The following is a 21,597-nucleotide window of genomic DNA, read 5'->3' on the forward strand; positions in this document are numbered from 1 at the left end:
GCTACATGGATGGCAGATAAGAACCCTTTTCACGTCAAGGATTATCGTCGCTGGTTTGTTGGCGAAACGTTACTGTCGGTATCTGCTGGCATGGGTCTGGCGACTATGTTGCTGGCGGTCGAGATCTTTGACTCTGTGGCAACCGCGGGACTGTTCTTTTCTGTCGTTAGTTTGTTGGGCATCCTCGGATCAGCGGTAGGCGGATCGCTTGCGGATAGCGTACAGCGCCGAAGCTTATTCAAGGTGTTTTCGCCAGTCGTCATCATATGTTCGCTAGGGATTGCCATAACCGTGAGTGGTTATTTTTATGCAAACTGGACGACGCAGGCTGCCGTCGTGGCAATTTCTAGCTTCGTGCTGATTAGTAGTGCTATCACGGGTGTGCTCGACCCGGTCATGGATGCCGCGCTGAAAAATGTGATTTCTCCGGAGCAATTTCCTCGGGCAGTAGGAGCTGCAGAAGCCCGGGAGTCGACGATATCGATCGCTGCCAGCCCGGTCTCCGGTGCTTTATATTCTGTGCTGGCACCAGCGCCATTTGTGGTGCAGTTTTTCTGCAATCTCGGTTTCTATATCAATGCTTTAGCAATTCGCACGCCACTGGGGCCGAATAAGGAAAAGGGAGTTGGCCTGGGCGATGAAGAGCAGACGGAAACACACGATAGCCCACCAACGGGGTGGCGGCGAAACCTCACTACGAAGCTGAGTGGCGGGTATGGGCCGGCGTGGAGATTTTTGCGTGAACGTAACGCGCTGTTTCGGATTCTGCTCAGCGCACCGTTAATTAACTTATTTGTTTTCGGTACGTTTTCCTGGACCACGTTTTATCTGTCAGATGCAGGTGAGCCGGGCTGGCTTATCGGTTTGGTGATGGCAGGATTCAGCATCAGTTCGTTGCTCGGCAGTGCTTTGGTGCCGTGGCTTACGGATCGATATTCACCTGGTTTGCTGGTTGTCGTTGGACTAGGCAGCATGCTGGTCTTCTTCGCCGTGTTTTTGTTTTTGGCTGCCAGCCCCTGGGTCATGCTGGTGGTGAGCCTGGCGTGTATGCTCCCGTCGACGGCATTAAATGCAGCCCTGTTTGGCCACGTTTTTGCTGTCACCCCACAGGATTTACAGGGGCGCGTGATGGCGATTTTTATCGTGGTTAGCAGTGCTATCAGCGTCGTTGTACCGACACTTGCGGGCACCATGGTGGAATCTGGTACTCGTTTCTGGTTTGCGGCCGTTGTTATTGGGACCGGGATTGTGGGCTGGCTATTGCTGGCTGGCTCTCGGGAGGTGCGTGCGATGCGTAATGAGGAACCGGACGGCGATAACGGTGGCGGCGACACCGGAGACCACGAAGACCCCGAAAATCTGTGATCCCAGACTCGCACCCTTTGTATTGCCTTGCTCACACTGTTCAACAAAATCTAATGTTATCGGTATCACTCATTCCGCCGATCTATCCCGCACGACCCACGGTATGTGACGCGGAAACAGTGAATACGTAGTAACGAGCAACCAGCTGCTGAGTCCAGCTGTCGAGCAAAGGGGAATAGCCGTGTCGCCGACCATTCCAGAACCGAAGCACGTCACCAACGTGCCAAGCGTTGGGCATACTGACCCACCGGTGCCGAAAAATATCTGGCGGTTGTTTGTCTACAGCGCCATCGGTGCGTTCGTCTTTTTCTTCCCACTGACCTACCAAGACAAAAGCTCGATCCCGCTCGACCACATGGTCACGATCGTGCGGGATAGTGTGCCCGCCATCGTCCCATGGATCATCCTGGCGCTGGCCGGTTTTGGTGCTGCGCGTTCCATCTATAACCAAGACTGGAAAGAAGGCACGCTCGCTGCGATTTTCGTCGTCACGAATGTCATTGGTTTTATCATCGCGGTGTTGGCAGTGTTGGATGCGCTGCCGTGGGTACTTGGCGACGAAGACCTGGTGCCATTCCTCTGGGAAAAGATTGCTACTCCGGTTGGATTGATTGTTCCGATCGGCTCGGCCTTCCTGGCGTTGCTGGTCAGCTATGGTTTCTTGGAATTTATCGGGGTGCTCATGCAGCCGATCATGCGTCCGCTGTGGAAAACCCCGGGTCGTTCGGCCATCGATGCGGTGGCCTCGTTCGTCGGCTCGTATTCGCTGGGTATCTTGATCACAGACCGCGTTTATCAGCGCGGTGGCTATACCGCGAAAGAAGCCGCTATCATCGCCACTGGCTTTTCGACGGTTTCGGCAGCGTTTATGGTCATTGTCGCTAATGCACTTGGCCTCATGGAAATCTGGACCACCTTCTTTTTCACCACCTTGGTCGTGACCTTCCTGGTCACTGCCATCACCGTGCGTATTCCGCCGCTGTCCCGCATTCCGGATGATTATCACGAGGGCGCGACTCCGGAGCCAGAGTCGACCGTCAGCGGTAGCCGAATCAAGGCCGCGTGGAACGAAGCCTTGTATACCCTGGAAAACGCTCCGAGCCTGTGGCGTGCGGTGCTCGATAGCTTCGTCGATGGCATCAAAATGGCCGGTGCTATCGTGCCGTCAATTCTCTCTGTTGGCCTTGGCGGTATTTTGTTGGAGCGTTTCACCCCGGTATTTGAATGGATCGGCTACTTGTTCTATCCCTTCGCTTGGGTCGTGCGCCTGCCGGAAACCATGGATGCCAGCCAGGCGATGGCCACTGGTATCGCGGAGATGTTCCTGCCTGCCGCCAGCATGGCGGGTTCGGAGGACATGATTGCGAAGTTCGTCGTCGGCTTGGTCTCCATCTCGATGATCATCTTTTTCTCCGCACTGATTCCGTGCATCATGGCCACCCGCATCCCAATTTCGCTCACTGCTATCGTCATCATTTGGTTCCAGCGAGTGGCTTTGACCATTCTGATTGCCACCCCAATTGCGTATCTGTTGTTGTAACACCATTCGTTAGTCTGAAAAATCATGAATTCCCCGCAGGTCCCCGCAGCACGCCACACGCTTGATATTTTGCGGCTGCTTTCTACCATCGATGTGCCGATTTCCGCCGCGCGCATCCATCGTGAACTGGGCATTCCGCGCTCGACTACATACCACCTGTTATCGGAGATGGTCGAGGCGGGGTTCGTCGTTCACCTTGCAGGTGAGCGCACCTATGGGCTTGGCTTGGCCGCGTATTCTATGGCGAATGCTTATACCACGCAGCAGCCGTTGGTGCGTTTGAGTCAGAAGTACCTAGAGAAACTTGCGAGTTTCGCGGGCGGTTCGGGGCATCTCTCGCGCCTGTCTGCGACGGAAATTGTGTATCTTCAAGAAACTCGCGCCCCACGGGCGGTGTCGCTGATTAGTCAGGTGGGGGTCCGGTTGCCTGCGGTGGGCACGGCGTCAGGTCGGGCGATGCTCGCGCATTTGCCGGAAACGGAGTATCGCGCGGTGTATTCGGCGTCAGATCCGGCAGAGGGTTGGGGTGCATTCCAAAAACATCTTGCCGACGTCCGCGAGCGCGGCTTTGACGTGGAGGTGCAAGAAGTCAGCCGTGGGCAAGCCAGCGTTGCGGTTCCGGTATTGGATCACTTGCAACGGCCTGCGGCTGCGCTGGCTGTGACTTATCCCGTCGATAGCCTACGTGATGGGCAAAGTGCGCAATTGCGCGAGCAGTTGCGCACTGCTGCTCTAGAGATTTCTGCGCGCATGTACGGCAACCGAGGCGACTAAGTTGCATGTGCCCGTCTCGGATTTCAGACACATTCGCCGTCGAGAGTCTGTTGTGTGATCTAGAAAACTCCTAAATTAAACAGCAAGAACGAAGTGTTTGAGTGAAAGGACGCCGATAAAATGTCGCAACCCCGTGAAATTCGCGCCCCACGCGGAACCGAATTGTCCGCAAAATCGTGGCAGACTGAAGCGCCGCTGCGCATGTTGATGAACAACCTGGACCCAGAGGTTGCGGAACGTCCGGAAGATCTCGTGGTCTACGGCGGTACCGGTAAAGCAGCCCGCAACTGGGAATCTTTCGACGCGATCGTCGACGTGTTGAAAGACCTGGAGGCTGATGAAACCTTGCTGGTACAGTCCGGCAAGCCGGTCGGCGTGCTGCGCACCAACGAATGGGCTCCGCGCGTATTGATCGCTAACTCAAACCTGGTGGGGGATTGGGCTAACTGGGAGCACTTCCGCAAGCTCGACGACGAAGGCCTGATGATGTACGGCCAGATGACTGCTGGTTCCTGGATTTATATTGCTACCCAGGGCATCCTGCAGGGCACGTACGAGACTTTTGCGGCTGTTGCCACCAAACGTTTCAACGACACCCTGGCTGGCACGTTGACTCTGACCGGCGGTTGTGGCGGCATGGGGGGAGCACAGCCACTGGCCGTGAAACTCAACGGTGGCGTGTGCATTATCGCCGATGTTGATGAGACCCGATTGAAGCGTCGGCAAGGCAAACGCTACCTCGACGAGGTCACTACGTCGCTGGACGAAGCCATTGAGATGGCTAATAAAGCCAAAGAAGAAAAGCGTGCGCTGACCATCGGTGTCGTCGGTAACGCAGCAGAAATTTTCCCGGAGGTGCTCAAGCGGCACCGTGCTGGTGAGCTGACCGTCGACATCGTGACTGATCAGACTTCCGCGCACGATCCGTTGTCGTACCTGCCGGTAGAGCACTCCGTTGATGAGTGGCACCGGGAGGCTAAGGCTGACCCGCAGACCTTCACCAAAAAAGCTCGGGAATCCATGGCCGCCCAGGTACAAGCGATGGTGGAATTCCAGGACGAAGGCGCAGAGGTCTTCGACTACGGTAACTCCATTCGTGACGAAGCCCGGCACGCTGGCTACAACCGCGCATTCGAGTTCCCAGGCTTCGTCCCGGCGTATATCCGTCCGTTGTTCTGCGAGGGGCTTGGACCATTCCGCTGGGTGGCGCTTTCGGGCGACCCAGAAGATATTAAGGTCACTGACCAAGCCATCAAGGAGCTGTTCCCTGATAACGAGCACCTGCACAACTGGCTGGATGCTGCCGAAGAATACGTGGAATTCGAAGGTCTGCCAGCACGTATCTGCTGGTTAGGCTACGGCGAGCGCCACAAGGCTGGCTTGCTGTTCAACAAGCTGGTAGCAGAAGGCAAGGTCAAAGCGCCGATCGTTATTGGCCGCGACCACCTGGACTCCGGTTCGGTGGCTTCGCCGTACCGCGAAACCGAAGGTATGCTGGACGGTACCGATGCTGTTGCTGACTGGCCATTGCTTAACGCGCTGACCGCCACCTCTGGTGGTGCCACGTGGGTGTCCCTGCACCACGGCGGCGGCGTTGGTATGGGCCGTTCTATCCACTGTGGCCAGGTCACGGTGGCAGACGGTACCGAGCTGGCTGCGAAAAAGCTGAAAGCCGTGTTGACCAACGACCCTGCGATGGGTGTGATCCGCCACGTCGACGCCGGTTATAACCGGGCTAATGAGGTCGCAGAAGAGCGCGGCGTGCGCGTGCCATCTCCATTTAAGTCCCGTGAGAGCTAGAAAAGGTCAGGAAGTCTAGAAACTCTAGAAAAACTAGCTCCACCAACGGCGGGCAGAAACGTCGCTGTGTTCGTTTTTGCTCACCCCCGTTTGGCTGCCGCTGGCTGCGTGCAGTGTGTCGCCAAACGGGGGTTTATTTATTTATATTCTCCTGCTGTGAGCTAAAACGCCATTAGAACAGGTTTGTGTCACTGACTGCTTTGTATTGTGGCAAGTCTCATGTGATATAACTTACGCACCGTAGTTTTGGTTTTGTCATCCTACAAAGGTGCGGTGGCTGTGCTCGCAGGATTTCAGTGGAGAGTGTATGTTTCGCTACTTATTCAAGAAAGTAACGGGGTGGATGCTGGTTATTTTTCTGGCGACCAACCTGACGTACTTTCTGGCCTCTGCCTTTTTGGACCCTAGGTCGAATTACGCAACACGGCGACCGCCGATACCCGAAGAGCAAATTGACTCCATGCTGGAGCCCTATAACTTAAGCCCGTCGACACCTATTTTGGAACGTTGGTGGAACTGGCTTAGCAATGTTGTGTTGCACTGGGATTGGGGCTCATCACCAGTGGGCGCGGATGTCAATGCCGAAGTTGGCTATCGAATCTGGGTCTCTGCGCAGCTGCTTTTGCTAGCCACGATTCTGTCCATCGTGATTGGTGTAGCCATCGGTGTTTACACCGCATCCCGACAGTACAAAGCCGGTGACCGCATTTGGCAAGGTATTTCGATCATCGCGATGAATACGCACATCGTCGTGGCTTCGATCGTCGTCGTGGGCTTTGGTCTGAAAATCAATGAATGGACCGGTCAACGTGTCTTTTACGTGATCGGCGCCCGCTCGATCCACGTCGAAGGATTTTTCCCGACGCTCATCGATATCCTGCAGCACCTGACCTTGCCCACGATTGCGATGGTGTTTATTTCTTATGCCGGTTATCACATGACTCAGCGCACCCTGCTGCTGGATAACCTCAATGCCGATTATGTCCGTACCGCCCGCGCGAAAGGACTTCCACGAGGGGTGGCGATTCGCCGACACGCGTTGCGCACCTCGATCATCCCGGTTGCTACCTCGGTGGCGTTTTCTATTCCGGGGATTTTTACCGGCGCTGTTATGACCGAAAAGATCTTTGCGTGGCAGGGGATGGGGAAGTACTTCCTGGACACCATCGCAAATAACGACATCAACGGTGTCGTTGCCGTCGCCGCTTTCGGTGCTGCCTCGACAGCCTTTTCTGCAATCCTGGCGGACTTCGTCGTTGTCGCCATCGATCCACGGGTACGGGTGAGCTAGCCATGACTAATCCACAAGACACCAACATTGACACCGAAAGCCGTTCACCATTGGGCGGGGCACAACAAGCCACCAAAGTCGGCGATGGCACGAAAAAGCGTGGTACGTCGCGGTGGAAGCTGTATACCCGCCGGTTTTTCCGCAACAAGCTCGCCACCGTCGGTCTGTTAATCCTGCTGGGCTTAATTTTCTTGTCGACGATCGGCGGCTATTTTACCCAGTGGGACTACTATGAGCCGGATTTTTTGAATCTTTCGGAGCCGCCAAGCGCGGAGCATTGGTTCGGCACGAACGATGCCGGTAATGACATTTACGCGCAGGTGGTTCATGGTCTCGGGCGTTCGTTGACAATCGCGATTGTGGTTTCTGCGCTGACCTCCGTGGCATCCGCATTGATTGGAGCCGGTGCTGCTTTGTGGGGCGGGCCTGTCGAAAAGGTCGTGATGGCTGCGATCCACTTTTTGCTGGCTATTCCGTCGTTTTTGATCATTGCCTTGGTGGTTTCCGGCTCCGGCGGGGACTGGAAGCTGCTGATCATCGTTTTGGCAATCTTCGGTTGGATGTATCCGGCGCGTGTTATCTGGTCGCTGGCGTTGACTTTGCGCGAGCTGGATTATGTGCGCGCTGCAAAATACATGGGTGTTTCCCGGCCACGCATCGTCTTGCGACACCTAGTGCCGAATATTGGCTCGCTGTTGATCATCCAATTCGTGTTCGGCGTGATCGGCACCGTCATGTCAGAAACCGCGCTGTCGTTTTTGGGCCTGGGTATTAAGCTTCCCGACGTTTCTCTGGGAACCATGCTGCAAGACGGCGTGAATGTGATTAATGCATCGCCGTGGCAGTTCTACTTCCCAGCCGGTGTGTTGACCTTGCTGACTGTGTCCATGGCGTTTATCGGTGACGGTTTGCGCGACGCACTTGATCCAAACTCTAATTCTGGAGGAAAAGCATGACCTCTCCTATTTTGTCTGTTACTGATCTCAGCGTCTCGTTCCCATCTGAGGCCGGAACCGTTAACGCTGTGCGTGGAGTCAATTTCGATCTTTTGCCCGGCAAGACCTTGGGGATCGTGGGAGAGTCCGGCTCCGGAAAATCCGTTACCTCCATGGCAATCATGGGGTTGTTGCCGGACTATGCCAAGGTTGCCGGCTCCGTGGAATTCGATGGCGTCGAGCTATTGGAGAAAAACGACAAGCAGATGTCGAAAATCCGGGGCAAAGACATCGGCATGATCTTCCAAGATCCGTTGTCGGCGCTGACCCCGGTGTTCGATATTGGTACCCAGCTGGTCGAAGCTATCCAGACGCACCAAAAAGTCAGCAAACGCGTCGCGCTGGACCAGGCCGCGCAGCTGCTGGAACTAGTCGGGATTAATGAACCGAAGTTACGGTTGAAATCTTTTCCGCATCAATTTTCCGGTGGTATGCGCCAGCGCGTGGTTATCGCCATTGCGATTGCGAATAATCCCAAGCTTTTGATCGCTGATGAGCCGACTACGGCCTTGGACGTGACCATCCAGGCACAGATTTTGGATGTTATTAAGGTTGCGCAGAAAGAAACTGGGGCGGCCACGATCATGATCACTCATGACATGGGGGTGGTCGCAGAAACTGCCGACGATGTCATGGTGATGTACGCCGGGCGTCCAGTAGAACGCGCCGAGGTCCATGACTTGTTCGCCAACCCGCGGATGCCGTATACCGTCGGGCTGTTGGGATCAACCCCGCGTCCCGATGCGTCGTCGGAGGATCCGCTGATTCCCATCGAGGGAAATCCACCGATGTTGGTGAACCTCGAGGATAAATGTCAGTTTGCCCCGCGATGCCCGGTAGCGACCGACGAGTGTCTACATTCTGAACCGAAGCTGCTGCCGCTGAAGAGTAATCAGAGTCAAAGTACGGCGTGTATTCGTTCTGAGCACATTACGGACCGAAAAATCGACGGTCAGCAGATGTATCCGGTGCCAAAACTCAGCGCTGATGTGCTGGGGGATGTCCCGCGCGAGGAACGCAAGATTGCGCTTGCGGTTAAAGACCTGCATAAGGAATTCCCGTTGTTGAAAGGTGCTTTGGTCAAGCGTCGCGTCGGTACGGTCAAAGCTGTCAACGGCATCAGCTTCGAAATCCGTGAAGGCGAATGCATGGCGATCGTCGGCGAGTCTGGTTGCGGCAAGACCACCACGCTGCTGGAGATTATGGACTTGGAGCCGGAAAACGGTCAGGTGCTTCTGGACGGCGCGGATGCGAATGAATTCTCAGCGGCGCAGCGTCGGGAAGCGCGGAAGCAACTGCAAATCGTGTTTCAGGATCCGATGAGTTCGTTGAACCCACGTCTGACTGTGCGGGAAGTGATTGCCGAGCCGTTGAATTCCTTGGGCTTCGACGGTGATGTCGATGATCGCGTCATTGAGCTGATGGAGTTGGTGGGCCTGAATGCTGACCATCTGGATCGATTCCCGAGCCATTTCTCCGGTGGCCAGCGGCAGCGTATCGGGCTGGCTCGCGCGTTGGCGACGAACCCGAAGGTGATCGTGCTCGATGAGCCGGTCTCAGCCTTGGATGTGTCTATTCAAGCTGGTGTGATCAACCTTCTGGAAGACCTCAAGCGCAAGCTCGGGATCGCTTATTTGTTTGTCGCACATGATTTGTCTGTGGTGCGTCACCTTTCAGACCGGGTGGCCGTGATGTACGAGGGTGCGTTTGTGGAAGAAGGCGTTACGGATGAAATCTTCGATAATCCCCAGCATGAGTACACGCGGAAATTGCTCAGCGCTATCCCAATCCCGGATCCGGAGGTCGCGCGGAGACAAAAAGATTCTGCATAATATTCTGCGCAAAAGTTCTCAATTGCGCTAACTCATAGTTATAATTCAATGAGCGTTAACTCACAGAATATATTCTGTACAGTTTGCTTCACTAGTAGAGGGAGTCTCCATGAATAGCATGTCTGGTTTTGTGGTCAAAAAGGCTGACGGTAAGAACGCTGGCAGGATGAAAAAGATCGGTATTGGCGCCATGTCGGTGCTCGCACTGACTTTGGTATCGTGCAGCTCAGATGGTGGGTCGAATGCCTCCGGGGGCGGCAACGGCGATGGCGCCAGCGTGGAGGTGCACCCAGAGGGTGATTACAACCCGGTTGACCGCGACCAGCTGCAAGATGGCGGCGAATTGCGTCTGCCATTGGGGGAACTTTCGGAACAACAGAATACGCTGCACGCCAACATGGTCTCTGATACTTCGACGGTGTGGGATTGGTATAACCCGCAGCTGACGATCATGGACGACAAGGGCGAGGTGGAATTCAACCCGAATTACTTTGATTCTGTCAGCAGTGAAGAGGTTGATGGCAAAACGGTGGTGACCTATAACTTCACTGATGAAGCAACGTTCAACGACGGTACCCCGATCGACTGGCGTGCCTTTGAAGCGATCTGGAAGGCAATGAGCGGGGAAAACCCGGAGTTCCAGCCTGCAGCAACCGATGGCTATAACCTTGTCGAGTCTGTGAAAGAAGGCGACTCCCCGAAGCAAGCTGTGGTTACCTACAAGCAGATTTATCCGTGGTGGGAAGAACCATTCACGCAGCTGCTGCACCCCGATGTCGATACCCCAGAAGAATTCAACGAGGCATATCTCAACCAGTTGCATCCAGAATGGGGTGCAGGACCGTACACCGTGGCCTCAGTAGACTTCCAGTCGGGCAATGTGGTTTTCGAACCGAACGATAAATGGTGGGGCCCGGAGCCGAAGCTGGATCGTGTAACCTACCGGCAGCTGGAATCGCAGGCCACTATCAACGCCTTCCGCTCAGGCGAGATCGATGCAGCGGGTGTGGGAAACAAGAACAATATGTCCATCGCACAGCAGATGGGCGATAGCATCGACATCCGTGCAGCTCTGCGTCCGTCGTATATTTTGTTCTCGTTGAACTCAGAAAGCCCGCTGTTAGCTGATCCTGAGGTGCGCCATGGCATTTTTGCCGGTATCAACCGCGAACAGTTAGCCGAAATTCGGTACAACGGTTTGGACTATGAAGAAGAGATGCCGGGATCGTTGTCGGCGCTGACCTTCCAAGATCACTACCAAGACAACCTGTCAGACGTTCTCGAATATGACCCAGAAAACGCGAAGAAACTGCTGGAAGATGCAGGATATTCCGAGGGTAGCGACGGCATCTACGAAAAAGATGGCGAGAAACTCTCCCTGCGCTACGTTTTGGTCGGTGACGATGAAGTCTCGAAGTCCACAGCTTCTGCGGTGCAATCGATGCTGCGCGCAATCGGTGTGGATCTGCGCATTGAAGAACGCCCAGCCAGCGAATTTGCGAATATCCTGGAAGAACGCGATTTCGATCTCTTCCTGAGTGCCGTGGGAGTTACCAGCCCGTACAGCGGCATCGTCTACTTCGAGCAATCCTTCGGCAGCGATTCCAACCTGGATCTGTTCAGCACGGGATCTGCAGAATTCGATGAGAAGATCAAAGAGATACAGCAGTTGGACACCAAGGAAGCACAAATCGAGCGTGCCAACGAACTGGAAACAGAAGTTTTCGAGCGCTACGGCCACCTGCCATACGCGAATGGTCCACAGATGTCTGCGTACAAGAAGGGGCTAGCCAACTTCGGCCCGGCACCGTTTAAGACGATGCTGAAAGAAGACATCGGCTGGGAGAAATAAGCCGCCGAAGAATCATTCGCCGATGATGCCAGCCGGTCTCATGATGTGTATTCACACAAAGTTATGGGGCCGGTTGTGCATGTTTTCAGACAGAGACCTCAGAGGAAGAAGTTATGACTGAAGAAAAGCACACGTTGTCCAGGACGGGAAAGCCTCAACAACCTATTTCACCGGGCGAGATCAACCCGGGTGCACGTAACGGCAGGACAATAGCTGCGCGGAAAGCGGGCGTGGGATTGTTGTCGATAGCCGCGCTAACCTTGGCCGCCTGCAGCAGCGGTGACAACGCTGATTCCGCCGACGGCCCTGGAATTGATGTACACCCGGAAGGCGACTATCACCCGGTGGACCGCGACCAGCTGCAAGACGGTGGTGAACTGCGGTTGCCTATCGGCGAAATCCCAGAGCAGCAAAATGCCCTGCATGCGAATTTCACCTCGGACACGGTTGCTTTGTGGGAATGGTACAACCCGCAACTTTATTTGCTAGATGATGGCGGCAACCTGGAATACAACCCGGATTATTTCACGGATGTCACGCACGAAGAGATCGACGGAAAACCGTGGTGACTTACGAGTTAGTCGACGAAGCCACCTTTAACGATGGGACTCCCATCGATTGGCGTGCATTCGAAGCTACCTGGAAAGCACTCAACGGAGAGAATACTGAGTTCCAACCAGCTGCTACCGATGGATACGATTCAGTGGAGTCAGTCGTTGCCGGCGACAGCGAGAAACACGCAGTCGTGACCTATAAATCCATCTATCCCTGGTGGGAAGAACCATTCACCACTCTGCTGCACCCGGATATTGATACCCCGGAAGAATTCAACGAAGGTTATTTGAACCAGGTGCGTCCGGAATGGGGCGCAGGACCATTTACCGTTGCCAGCACGGATTTCCAGGCCGGCAATGTGGTATTTAAAGCAAATGACAAGTGGTGGGGCGATGAACCGAAATTGGATCGGGTAACGCTGCGGCAGCTGGAGTCACAAGCCGTGGTCAATGCTTTCCGTTCTGGTGAAATTGATGCCGCGGATGTTTCAGATAAAAACAGCCTGGCCGTCGTTCAGCAGATGGGCAACGACGTTGATATTCGGGCCTCGCTTACCCCATACCAGCGCATGTTTTCGCTGAACTCGGAAAGCCCCCAGTTAGCTGATCTCGGCGTGCGCCACGGCATCCTTGCTGGTATTGACCGTGAGCAGCTAGCAGAGATTCGTTTTAACGGTCTGGGTTATGAAGAAGAAATGCCTGGCTCGATGGTGTTTATGACCATCCAGGACGAATACCAGGATAACGTCTCGGAGGTTGTGGAATATGACCCAGAAAATGCGAAACAGCTGCTGGAATCCGCTGGCTATGAGATGGACGGAGAATTTTACTCGAAAGATGGTGAGCGGCTCTCCCTGCGCTATGTCCTCATTGGAGATGACGACGTTTCCAAGGCAACTGCGCGCGCTTTGCAAGCAATGATGCGCGAGATCGGGGTTGAGCTGCGCATTGAAGAGCGCCCGAGCAGCGAATTCGCGAATGTCCTGGAAGAGCGAGACTTTGATGTGTTCCTCTCCGGGGTTGGCGTGACCGGGCCAGATAGTGGCGTGGTCTATTTCTCGTATTTTTTCTCGACGGATTCCAACCTGGACCTTTCCCGCACAGGCACCGAGGAGATGGATGCCAAGATTGAAGAAATGCGGCAACTCGACACCGCTGACGAACAGCGCATGCGCGCCAACGAACTCGAGAAAGAAGCCTTCGCGCAGTACGGCCGCCTGCCGTATGCCAACGGACCACAAATGACCGCGGTGAAATCCGGCTTGGCTAACTACGGGCCGCGGGTATTCACGGTCCTGGAAAAGCAAAATATCGGCTGGGAGAAATAGGCTTGATCCCGTTTAACTAGGATCCGTCCTCGATAGAATCGACCAACCATTGCGCCAGGACACGGGCATGGGTGTGCTCAGTGTCCTTGCCGGCGAACAGTAGCGCGATATTTCCTTGCCCCGCTGCTTTAGACAAGGTCGTCACAGCGTCGGCAAGCTCGCCATCGGCAGCGCGCTGGTCCAGCTCAGACGTGTAGCGCTGGCTGAATTCGTCGAAAGACAGCCCGTCGTGGAATTCTTTTCGGAGTTCCTGCGACGGGCACAGCTGTTTATCCCACAGGTTTGGCTGCAGATCTTCCTTCCTGATCCCGCGCGGCCACAGCCGGTCGGCCAGCACAGAAAATGCTGCTGGACGCGCCGTACCCTCACCACCCTGTTCGCCGCGAACGTCGAAGACACGGAATAAGAAGATCTCATGCCCACGCACCGGGTAGCTGGCAACGGGGACAGCCGTGATGGATCCGTCGGTATCTGTCACTCGATTTTGGGAACTCATGAACCCTAAGATAGTGAAGTGTGAATGGACTTGGCGTGAATGCACCTGGCGAAGAACTCATCCGCACAATTACCTGGGATGGCGTGTTCCGGGGGCTGATCACCCTGCTGATTGGCCTCGCCATCGCGGCCGTCGCAACTGCGATCACGCGTTTGTATCTGCGGGCACGCGGTCGGGTGCACAGTTCACGTAGGGTATTGGGCCGTTTGGTGTTCTGGATCATCGCAGTATTGGCTTTTTCTGCCGCAATGACGGTGGTCTTTCCTTCGATTAACCCGGTCGACATTCTCGGTGGTATCGGTGTCGTCTCCATCGCAGCCGGTATTGCCTTCCAGACGGTGCTGGGCAACATGTTTGCGGGCATCATGATCCTCGCGCGCGACCAATTCCGCGTCGGCGATCAAGTACAGGTGGGTGATAACGCCGGGACCATCACCTATATCTATCTCAGTTCCACGAGCATTAGGCGTTTCGACGGCCAGCTCGTGGTGATCCCGAATACACTCATGCACTCCGGGGAAGTCATCGTGCAAACCGGGTTTGAAACCATCCGCGCCCGGGTAGTGATTGATATAGCGACGAGCGCTGACCTCACGAAAGCCAAAAATACCGCCATTGCGGCGATGGATTCGGTGGAATGCGTCTTGCACGATCCCGCACCAACCGCGTACTACCACGAAGTGGGCACCGAAACCGTCAGCCTGGAATTATTATTCTGGTCTGGTTCCACGCGGCTGGAATCCCGCGAGGCCACCGATGCAGTGATCTCCGCGGTGCTCGAAGCAATGCGCCGGGAAGAAATTCCCTTGGCGACGACCGGCCTGGAGTCTTTGCGCGTGCGTTCGTCGCAGCAGCAACAATCGCAGGTTTCCGCCCGCAGCCCGGAAAACGACAATAAAGACTAATGAAAACTCTGCACCGAATCGCGTTTCTGGCCTGGTTGGCCGTCGTTATTGCTTTAACTCTGTTGAAAAGCTTCTATCAGATCGGTTATCTCTGGGACCCGGACAACCAACGGGTCCGTGAGATCATCCTGGAACCACTCGATGTCTGGCGCTCGTCATCGAACTGGTTCCTCAGTGTCTTCGAGTATGGCGGAAATACCGCTTTATTCATTCCCTTTGGTGCGTTGTTGTTCATTGTGTTTGCCACGGGAAGTTCGCGTCGGGGAAGCAGCCGAGTGCGCGGTGGATCGCGGACTGGGTGGGCAAGCGTATGGAAAGTTGCCGTATTGGCTGCGCTGTGTAGTTTCAGTATCGAATTAGCACAATACGCGTTTTCAGTCGGACGAAGCTCTATTGATGATCTCCTGGCCAACACCTTGGGTGGGCTATTAGGCGCGTTGCTGGCCAAGGCAGCTGGGCCCAAGTTGTACCCGTTCTGGTCAGGTATTTCACTTGCTTTGGCTGCGGTTTTTGCCGTGCTGGTGGGGCTTGGCGAGCGGCTCGGGGATCCGGAAAAGATCGTGGACTAACTGCACGTATGGGGGTGGCCCATGCAGTGAATACAAGCGTCGTCCCAGCTCGCGCACACAGGTAATAAACGTTTGGTAACTATCATCCAACGACCTGATCAATTCCCACCAGATTACTGGAACTCCATGCCACCATGAGACAGAAAAGAATTAGCCTGAGCGAGCAGAATAGAGGATGATTCGTGCGAGGACGACCAGCGGTGCAGCGAGCAGCGCAATACCGTGAAGTACAGCAGCACAGTGCACAGTCGGTGTCGGTGAATACACGCAGTAGCGGGAAGCGTAAGTTCACCGCCATCGTTGCGTCGGCGGCAACGTGCATGACCGGCCTATTAACAGGAGCTGCCACCGCGCATGCCGAACCTTGGGACCAGCGCGCCGGGGCGTATCACGAGGCACGCAAGACCATCGAAGAAGGTCCAGTGGTTGATTCTGCCGGATTCGTCGAAAATGCCCGTAGCCAGTTGCAGCAGTGGGGGATCCAGACCCCGGAGCTAGACCGAGAGATCACCGATGCTATCGACCAGCAGATCGCCAGCGCGCTACCGCAGCACCGGAGCCCGCAGGGCCCGCAGGCGTCGGCAAGCGGTATCGGTGCAGCGTCCGTCGACAAGGTCCCTGCCGCTGAGGCACGTGGCGATCATGCCGTTGATGACAACGGCTCTGTCGGCAAAGACGATGCAAGCAACGACTACGACGGCATCGGGGAGCGCCCGGCAATCATCGAAAATCCTGCTATTGATCCCAATATGCGCTGGGTGAATGATCCCTTGTCGAAGATCCTGGCAGGCAAACCCACCGAAGATTTCGTCTTGCACCGAGTACCTGGATCCTGGTTCGATGCGCCGCGCATCCCGGAAGAATCAAATGAGTATCTCTCGCAGGGCACATCGCTGTATGGCCCCGGCACACCGCTGTTCGTCGGCGACTCGGGGATCTGCACGCTCGCGGTTGCGGGCACCGATGCGCAAGGGCACAAGGTCGGTATTACCGCTGGGCACTGTGGTACGGAAGGCGACTACGTTGCCTCAGCTGATTCGTGGCAGGTAGGCAACTCCGGCACCATCGTGGCCTCCAATGCGCGTCACGATTATTCCGTGATCGAATTTGGATCCAATGCGGAAGTTACCCGCAGCTACAACAACGTCACCGTCGACGAGATCGGTGTCGGACCACGATTTGGTGACCAGGTCTGCAAAAACGGCGTTGCTACCGGCCACACCTGCGGCGTCCACTACGGCGATGCCGAGGGGATTCAGTTCAATCAGGTCTGCGCGAGTCTCGGAGATTCCGGTGGGCCGCTGCTGGTAGGCAACCGTTTGGTCGGCATCATTTCCGGTGGGGCCAACCCCACGGGTCTGGATTTGTCGTGCCGGAGCCCACTCCAGGGATTCCTGCATGTACCAACCATGGCCAGCGATGCCAACACCATCTTCGCTGACCTGGACGCGCATGGTGGCGTCGGTGCTGGTTTCCAGTTGCCGGAAAACTAACGCACCCAGGCTGTCTTAACTCAGGTGTCCTTAACTCAGGGTTCCTTAACCCAGCAGGCCCAACACGGACTCGTGCAGGTGACCATTGGTTGCTACCGCCGAGCCACCGTGTGGGCCTCGCTTGCCATCAAGGCTGGTGAAATTCCCACCGGCTTCACGCACGATGATGTCCAGCGCTGCTAAATCCCACAGCGATACTTCTGGTTCCGCAGCGGCATCGACAGCGCCCTCGGCAACCAGGCAATAAGACCAGAAATCGCCGAAACCACGCAATCGCCAGGTTTTCTCGCTCAATTCCACGAAATTGCCGAGCTTGTCGCGTTCTTGCCAGCCTGCCAATGAGGAAAACGACACCGAGGCATCATCCAATTCACGCACCTCGGAAACCGATAACGGGTCCGGTTCAGAATCGAAGACGCGCCGGAAAGCACCGTGGTCTTTGGCCGCGTACCACCGCCGCCCCAGCGCCGGGGCAGAAACCACACCGACGACGGGCTCGCCGTCGACAAGCAAAGCAATGAGCGTCGCCCACACCGGCACGCCGCGGACGTAGTTTTTGGTGCCGTCGATCGGGTCGATGACCCACTGACGCCCAGAAAATACTGGGGTGCCGCCCATTTCCTCGCCGAGAATGGCATCTTTGTGGCGTGCGCCGCCCAAATGCTCGCGTAGCATTTCCTCGCAGGAAATATCAGCGTCGCTGACCGGGGTCATATCCGGTTTGGACTGTACCTGCAGGTCGGCGGAGTTAAAGCGATGCAAAGTCACACCATCTGCGCGGTCAGCTAGCTCCAGTGCCAGCGCAAGATCCTCCGCGTATGCAGAGCCAGTGGGGCTAGGGCTGGTGGGGTTAGTCATTGTTCGTGCCTTTCAGAATTTCTACAATCTCCGCGACGGTCTGTTCATTGCCTGCTATATGCCAGCGCACTCCGCCTGCCACCCGGGTGGCGGTCGTGCCACCTGCTCCTTCTACTAAAGCCTTGCCGGGTAACCAGTCCCAGGCTGGCACCGAGTGCTGCATCCAGGCGTGTAAGGTGCCGTCGGCAACCGAGGCTAGATCGACCGATCCTGCGCCGAGCATGCGCAGGGTAGCGGCCTTGCTGAGCACGGCATGCCACGCGCTTCGGGTAGCTTCATCTGCCATGCAGGTTGGGTGTAAATAGGTGCCCACGCAGGCAGTGCCCAGGCTACGGTTGTTAATTGCTGCGAGTTCATCGCCGTCGCGGGTGGTGTGCAGGCCAGCGCCGGAAAACCAGGTGTAGCCCATCGCCGGGCGGTGCACGGCGGCCGTGATGATCTCGTCGGGATCGTCTGCTGTGCCCCGCACCAAGGCCAATGCGGAGCACCAATAATCCGAGCCGGAGGCGAAATTATAGGTGCCGTCGACTGGGTCAATCACCCAATTACGTCCGGATGTGCTGTTCGTCCGTGCCCCTTCTTCACCGACGATGCCGTCTTCTGCCCGGATGCCTTCTAACACCGTGGCGATGAAACGCTCGGCGGCGTGGTCGGCGTTGGTCACGACGTCGGAAATGGAGGTCTTGGTGTCTTGGTCCAGGCCTTTTTCGCGCAAGCGCCATGCGATGCGCCCGGCATTGAGCACAAGCGCTTGGGCCAGCTGGCCGTCATCGTCGCTGACGTGTGCCACCATGAATGCTTTGGCGGTGGCGTCGATGGCCTTGTTGAGCTCGAGTTGTGGGTCGTCGGAGGCAGAATCTGCGGGCGAATTCATGGCCACCATTCTGCCTGAAAACACGGCGTCGGAAAATTCCGTCACCCGGCCGAATCTGCTCGATGATTCCATCGGTGATTGAGTAGGCTGGAAAGTTATGCGATCGGATAAAGCAGCGGTAGTCAAAGAGCTCACCACCACGCTTGCCTCAATCGAGCAGGTGGCCGACCCCGAGTATCTGCAGCAGCGGGTACGCGAGCTTGAGGACAAAGCTGCGGATCCAAGCCTGTGGGATGATCCCGCCCACGCCCAAAAGATCACCTCCGAGCTGTCGGCCAATCAGGCGAAATTGCGCAAGCTGAAATATTTACGCCAGCGCCTGGATGATGTTCCGGTGCTGTATGAGCTTGCCGACGAAGAAGCCGCCGAAGGTGGAGACGAAGCAGCGATGGTTGCTGCCGATGAAGAATTGGCGGCGCTGGAAGAAGACATTCATGCCCTAGAGATCACCACGTTGCTGGCTGGTGAGTATGACGAGCGTGAAGCCGTGGTCACTATTCGCTCGGGTGCCGGTGGTGTGGATGCTGCGGATTGGGCAGAAATGTTGATGCGCATGTATATCCGCTGGGCAGAGCGCAAAGGCCACAAGGTGGAAATCTATGATGTTTCCTATGCCGAGGAAGCCGGCATTAAATCCGCGACTTTCGTCGTGCACGGAGAATACATGTACGGAACGATGTCTGTGGAACAAGGCGCGCACCGTTTGGTCCGGATTTCCCCGTTTGACAACCAAGCGCGCCGCCAAACCTCGTTCGCGGAGGTGGAGGTGTTACCGGTCGTGGAACAGACCGACTCCATTGAGGTGCCGGATTCTGAGATTCGTACCGACGTCTACCGCTCCTCGGGGCCGGGTGGGCAGTCGGTGAACACCACTGACTCGGCGGTGCGGTTGACCCACGTGCCTACCGGTATCGTGGTGACCTGCCAGAATGAGAAATCACAGATTCAAAACAAAGCTTCTGCGATGCGTGTGTTGCAGGCGAAATTGTTGGAGCGTAAGCGGAAAGAAGAACGCGCCGAGCTGGATGCGCTCGGCGCGGGTGGTAATGCCTCGTGGGGTAACCAGATGCGCTCGTATGTTTTGCACCCGTACCAGATGGTGAAAGATCTGCGCACCAACCATGAGGTGGGGGATCCCGGCAAGGTACTGGATGGCGATATCGATGGCTTTTTAGAATCTGCCATCCGGTGGCGTATGTCGGAGGCCGCAGGGGACAGCGGGGACGACACCGCCGAACAAGCTAGTGAGTAGCTGCCGGGTATTCCATTGGCGATCCAGGGCCCAGCGGGATGCCCAGGAAGTACCAGATCAGGAAGAATGCAAACCAGCCGACGAGCATTGAGATCGAATACGGCAGTGCCAGTGACATCAAGGTGCCGACGCCGGAGCGCTTGTAATAACGCTGCAGGAAGGTCAGTGCCAGTGCGAAGTACGGCGACATTGGCGTGATGATGTTTGTCGGGCTATCGCCGATACGGAACAGCATCTGGCTGACTTCCGGCGAGATGCCGACATACATCAGCATCGGAACAATAACCGGAGCCATCAAGGCCCACTGCGCGGAACCCGAAGTAATAAACAGGTTGAGCAGTGCAACCAAAATGACCACACCAGCGAATAATAAGAATGGTGGTAGGTCTGCTCGGTTGAGCAGCTCGGAGCCGGTAATCGCGGTCCACACACCCAGGTTGGACCATTCAAACCATGCCAAAAACTGCGCGACGGCGAAGAACAACACGATCATTGGCAGCATGGTTTTCAGACCAGCGGCCATGAATTCTGGGATATCGCCGGAGCTGGTGATGGATTTGGATACCAAGCCGTAGACGATTCCGCACAGGAAAAATACTCCGGCGATGGGTACCGCGATGGAGCGAATGAGTGGCGAATCCATGGTTTCGCCGTCTGGGCCGGCCAGCGGGGATCCCGGGATGAACAACAAGGCAAAATAAGCCGCGAGCATCACCAGCAAGGCGATGCCGGTCGCACGCAATCCAGCCTTTTCGTGTGCGGCAAGCGTGAGCTGGTCGCGGGCATCGCCACTGCTGGTGTCGTTATCGTCATCATCGGAGGTGCCACCGTTATCGGAGGTATCACCGCCACCGGCGGCATTACCACCGGCGGCGTTGTCGAACGAGACTTCGGAGTAATCGATTTCGTCATGATCGACCAGATCGTGTGCGCGTTTGTTCACGAACAACTCGGTCACGGCAGTAATGATCAGCGCCAGTACCACCGCGGATGGGATGACGAAGAAGATATTCGCCAGTGGGGAAACATCGTAGTTTTCGTCGACTAGTTGCGCGGCCGGGGTGGAAATACCTGCCAGCAAGAGGTCGGTGATGTTCAGGATCAACGAAGAGTTGAAGCCTGCCGACGATGCGGCGAACGCCACCATCGCGCCCACGATAGGTGAGCGCCCAAGCGCATGAAACGACATTGCGCCCAGTGGAATCAGAATGACATAAACCGCATCGGAGGCCACCGAACCAGTAACGCCAGCGAGAGCGAGGGTAAACGTCAGTACCTTCGGGCCCACTTTCGCGACCATGGACCGCACCAGAGCACTCAGCAATCCAGAATGCTCAGCAACTGCTACACCCAGCATCACCGTCAAGATGACGCCGAGCGGAGGGAAGCTGGTGAAGTTTTCCACCGCATCGGTGACCATGCGTTGGATTCCCTCGGTGGTCAACAGGTTTTCTACCTCGACGGTGTCGCCAGAATCAGGTTGCGTGGCGGTCATGCCAATCGTCGAGCCGATCCAGCTGGTGATTGCGACCAGACCGGCGAGGATGACGAATAGCCAAAATGGGTTCGGTAGTTTATTACCGATTTTTTCGATCAGGCCAAGAAAACCGCCTGCAGATTCCCCGGCCTTGCCGCCGGTGTTGTGTTTCTTTTTGTCCTTTACTTTCGTGGCCCCGCCACTCGATGATGGCGCTGTGTCCTGGCTGGCCGCAGAAGCTTGATCAGTTTGATCAGCTTTGTCAGCTTTTCCGGCTTTGTGTGCCTCGGTTGCATTCATGGTTCATGGCCAATCTGTGGTTGGTCTGATTGCCGATCACGC

At 56.0% G+C, this 21,597-nt stretch carries 16 protein-coding genes and 1 pseudogene; 13 read left to right on the forward strand and 4 right to left on the reverse strand.

All coding sequences use genetic code 11. The annotated features are described in order from the left end of the window. Positions 1 to 9 precede the first annotated feature (9 nt). The 9 genes and pseudogenes from ACP8MI_RS02955 (at position 10) to ACP8MI_RS02995 (ending at position 13,331) form a co-directional block, all read left to right on the forward strand. Complete coding sequence (locus ACP8MI_RS02955; RefSeq protein ID WP_049148645.1) at positions 10 to 1,365, forward strand: MFS transporter; 1,356 nt, start codon at positions 10 to 12, stop codon at positions 1,363 to 1,365. A 181-nt stretch (positions 1,366 to 1,546) separates the two neighbouring features. Next, positions 1,547 to 2,905 (forward strand): YjiH family protein, encoded by a 1,359-nt coding sequence (locus ACP8MI_RS02960; protein ID WP_018121021.1) that lies wholly within the window; start codon positions 1,547 to 1,549, stop codon positions 2,903 to 2,905. Positions 2,906 to 2,929: 24 nt separating this feature from the next. Beyond that, positions 2,930 to 3,679, forward strand: a complete 750-nt coding sequence (locus ACP8MI_RS02965; RefSeq protein ID WP_018121022.1) for an IclR family transcriptional regulator — start codon at positions 2,930 to 2,932, stop codon at positions 3,677 to 3,679. Between the two features lie 120 nt (positions 3,680 to 3,799). Next, positions 3,800 to 5,479 (forward strand): urocanate hydratase, encoded by a 1,680-nt coding sequence (gene hutU, locus ACP8MI_RS02970; protein WP_018121023.1) that lies wholly within the window; start codon positions 3,800 to 3,802, stop codon positions 5,477 to 5,479. Positions 5,480 to 5,786: 307 nt separating this feature from the next. Then, positions 5,787 to 6,770 carry an ABC transporter permease gene (locus tag ACP8MI_RS02975; protein WP_284589997.1) on the forward strand — a complete coding sequence of 328 codons (984 nt, stop codon included), beginning with the start codon at positions 5,787 to 5,789 and terminating at the stop codon, positions 6,768 to 6,770. A 2-nt stretch (positions 6,771 to 6,772) separates the two neighbouring features. After that, positions 6,773 to 7,726: an ABC transporter permease gene (locus ACP8MI_RS02980; RefSeq protein ID WP_018121025.1), complete on the forward strand. Its 954-nt coding sequence runs from the start codon at positions 6,773 to 6,775 to the stop codon at positions 7,724 to 7,726. After that, on the forward strand, positions 7,723 to 9,597 hold the full coding sequence (locus ACP8MI_RS02985) for a dipeptide ABC transporter ATP-binding protein (protein ID WP_018121026.1): 1,875 nt from the start codon (positions 7,723 to 7,725) through the stop codon (positions 9,595 to 9,597). Before ACP8MI_RS02980 ends, ACP8MI_RS02985 begins: the two co-directional genes overlap by 4 nt. A 118-nt stretch (positions 9,598 to 9,715) precedes the next feature. Next, positions 9,716 to 11,449, forward strand: a complete 1,734-nt coding sequence (locus ACP8MI_RS02990) for an ABC transporter family substrate-binding protein (protein WP_490290743.1) — start codon at positions 9,716 to 9,718, stop codon at positions 11,447 to 11,449. Between the two features lie 113 nt (positions 11,450 to 11,562). Beyond that, positions 11,563 to 13,331, forward strand: a pseudogene (locus ACP8MI_RS02995) (ABC transporter family substrate-binding protein). Between the two features lie 16 nt (positions 13,332 to 13,347). Here the strand turns inward: ACP8MI_RS02995 and ACP8MI_RS03000 are convergent. Beyond that, entirely contained in the window at positions 13,348 to 13,827 is a 480-nt protein-coding gene (locus ACP8MI_RS03000) for a DUF488 domain-containing protein (RefSeq protein ID WP_018121029.1), read from the reverse strand. A 35-nt stretch (positions 13,828 to 13,862) separates the two neighbouring features. Here ACP8MI_RS03000 and ACP8MI_RS03005 point away from each other — a divergent pair, with 35 nt between their 5' ends. From ACP8MI_RS03005 to ACP8MI_RS03015, 3 genes are all read left to right on the forward strand, one after another. Further along, entirely contained in the window at positions 13,863 to 14,732 is an 870-nt protein-coding gene (locus ACP8MI_RS03005; protein ID WP_284572446.1) for a mechanosensitive ion channel family protein, read from the forward strand. Further along, positions 14,732 to 15,301: a VanZ family protein gene (locus ACP8MI_RS03010; RefSeq protein WP_284589996.1), complete on the forward strand. Its 570-nt coding sequence runs from the start codon at positions 14,732 to 14,734 to the stop codon at positions 15,299 to 15,301. The genes ACP8MI_RS03005 and ACP8MI_RS03010 overlap by 1 nt, the downstream gene beginning before the upstream one ends. Before the next feature lie 182 nt (positions 15,302 to 15,483). After that, the gene (locus ACP8MI_RS03015) at positions 15,484 to 16,794 is read left to right on the forward strand and encodes a S1 family peptidase (RefSeq protein ID WP_284589995.1); all 1,311 of its coding nucleotides are present in this window, start codon (positions 15,484 to 15,486) and stop codon (positions 16,792 to 16,794) included. A gap of 45 nt (positions 16,795 to 16,839) precedes the next feature. Here the strand turns inward: ACP8MI_RS03015 and hisN are convergent, their stop codons facing one another. After that, positions 16,840 to 17,652 (reverse strand): histidinol-phosphatase, encoded by an 813-nt coding sequence (gene hisN, locus ACP8MI_RS03020; protein ID WP_126844766.1) that lies wholly within the window; start codon positions 17,650 to 17,652, stop codon positions 16,840 to 16,842. Continuing rightward, a complete protein-coding gene (locus ACP8MI_RS03025; protein WP_126844767.1) occupies positions 17,645 to 18,526 on the reverse strand; it encodes an inositol monophosphatase family protein in 882 nt (293 codons plus the stop codon). Before ACP8MI_RS03025 ends, hisN begins: the two co-directional genes overlap by 8 nt. 97 nt (positions 18,527 to 18,623) lie before the next feature. On the opposite strand from ACP8MI_RS03025, the gene prfB reads away from it, so the two are divergent. Continuing rightward, on the forward strand, positions 18,624 to 19,778 hold the full coding sequence (prfB, locus tag ACP8MI_RS03030; RefSeq protein WP_284589994.1) for a peptide chain release factor 2: 1,155 nt from the start codon (positions 18,624 to 18,626) through the stop codon (positions 19,776 to 19,778). Here prfB and ACP8MI_RS03035 read toward each other — a convergent pair. Beyond that, entirely contained in the window at positions 19,768 to 21,555 is a 1,788-nt protein-coding gene (locus ACP8MI_RS03035; protein ID WP_284589993.1) for an AbgT family transporter, read from the reverse strand. The two genes, prfB and ACP8MI_RS03035, sit on opposite strands and share 11 nt — an antisense overlap. Positions 21,556 to 21,597: the final 42 nt, after the last annotated feature.

The sequence above is a fragment of the Corynebacterium sp. LaCa_70 genome (assembly GCF_058182015.1).

What these genes read in the sequence shown, in the direction of transcription:
- ACP8MI_RS02955 (WP_049148645.1), top strand. Translation starts at nt 10, where the DNA reads ATGGCAGATAAGAACCCTTTTCACGTCAAGGATTATCGTCGCTGGTTT.
- ACP8MI_RS02965 (WP_018121022.1), top strand. Translation starts at nt 2,930, where the DNA reads ATGAATTCCCCGCAGGTCCCCGCAGCACGCCACACGCTTGATATTTTG.
- hutU (WP_018121023.1), top strand. Translation starts at nt 3,800, where the DNA reads ATGTCGCAACCCCGTGAAATTCGCGCCCCACGCGGAACCGAATTGTCC.
- ACP8MI_RS02975 (WP_284589997.1), top strand. Translation starts at nt 5,787, where the DNA reads ATGTTTCGCTACTTATTCAAGAAAGTAACGGGGTGGATGCTGGTTATT.
- ACP8MI_RS02980 (WP_018121025.1), top strand. Translation starts at nt 6,773, where the DNA reads ATGACTAATCCACAAGACACCAACATTGACACCGAAAGCCGTTCACCA.
- ACP8MI_RS02985 (WP_018121026.1), top strand. Translation starts at nt 7,723, where the DNA reads ATGACCTCTCCTATTTTGTCTGTTACTGATCTCAGCGTCTCGTTCCCA.
- ACP8MI_RS02990 (WP_490290743.1), top strand. Translation starts at nt 9,716, where the DNA reads ATGTCTGGTTTTGTGGTCAAAAAGGCTGACGGTAAGAACGCTGGCAGG.
- ACP8MI_RS03000 (WP_018121029.1), bottom strand. Translation starts at nt 13,827, where the DNA reads ATGAGTTCCCAAAATCGAGTGACAGATACCGACGGATCCATCACGGCT.
- ACP8MI_RS03010 (WP_284589996.1), top strand. Translation starts at nt 14,732, where the DNA reads ATGAAAACTCTGCACCGAATCGCGTTTCTGGCCTGGTTGGCCGTCGTT.
- hisN (WP_126844766.1), bottom strand. Translation starts at nt 17,652, where the DNA reads ATGACTAACCCCACCAGCCCTAGCCCCACTGGCTCTGCATACGCGGAG.
- ACP8MI_RS03025 (WP_126844767.1), bottom strand. Translation starts at nt 18,526, where the DNA reads ATGAATTCGCCCGCAGATTCTGCCTCCGACGACCCACAACTCGAGCTC.
- prfB (WP_284589994.1), top strand. Translation starts at nt 18,624, where the DNA reads ATGCGATCGGATAAAGCAGCGGTAGTCAAAGAGCTCACCACCACGCTT.
- ACP8MI_RS03035 (WP_284589993.1), bottom strand. Translation starts at nt 21,555, where the DNA reads ATGAATGCAACCGAGGCACACAAAGCCGGAAAAGCTGACAAAGCTGAT.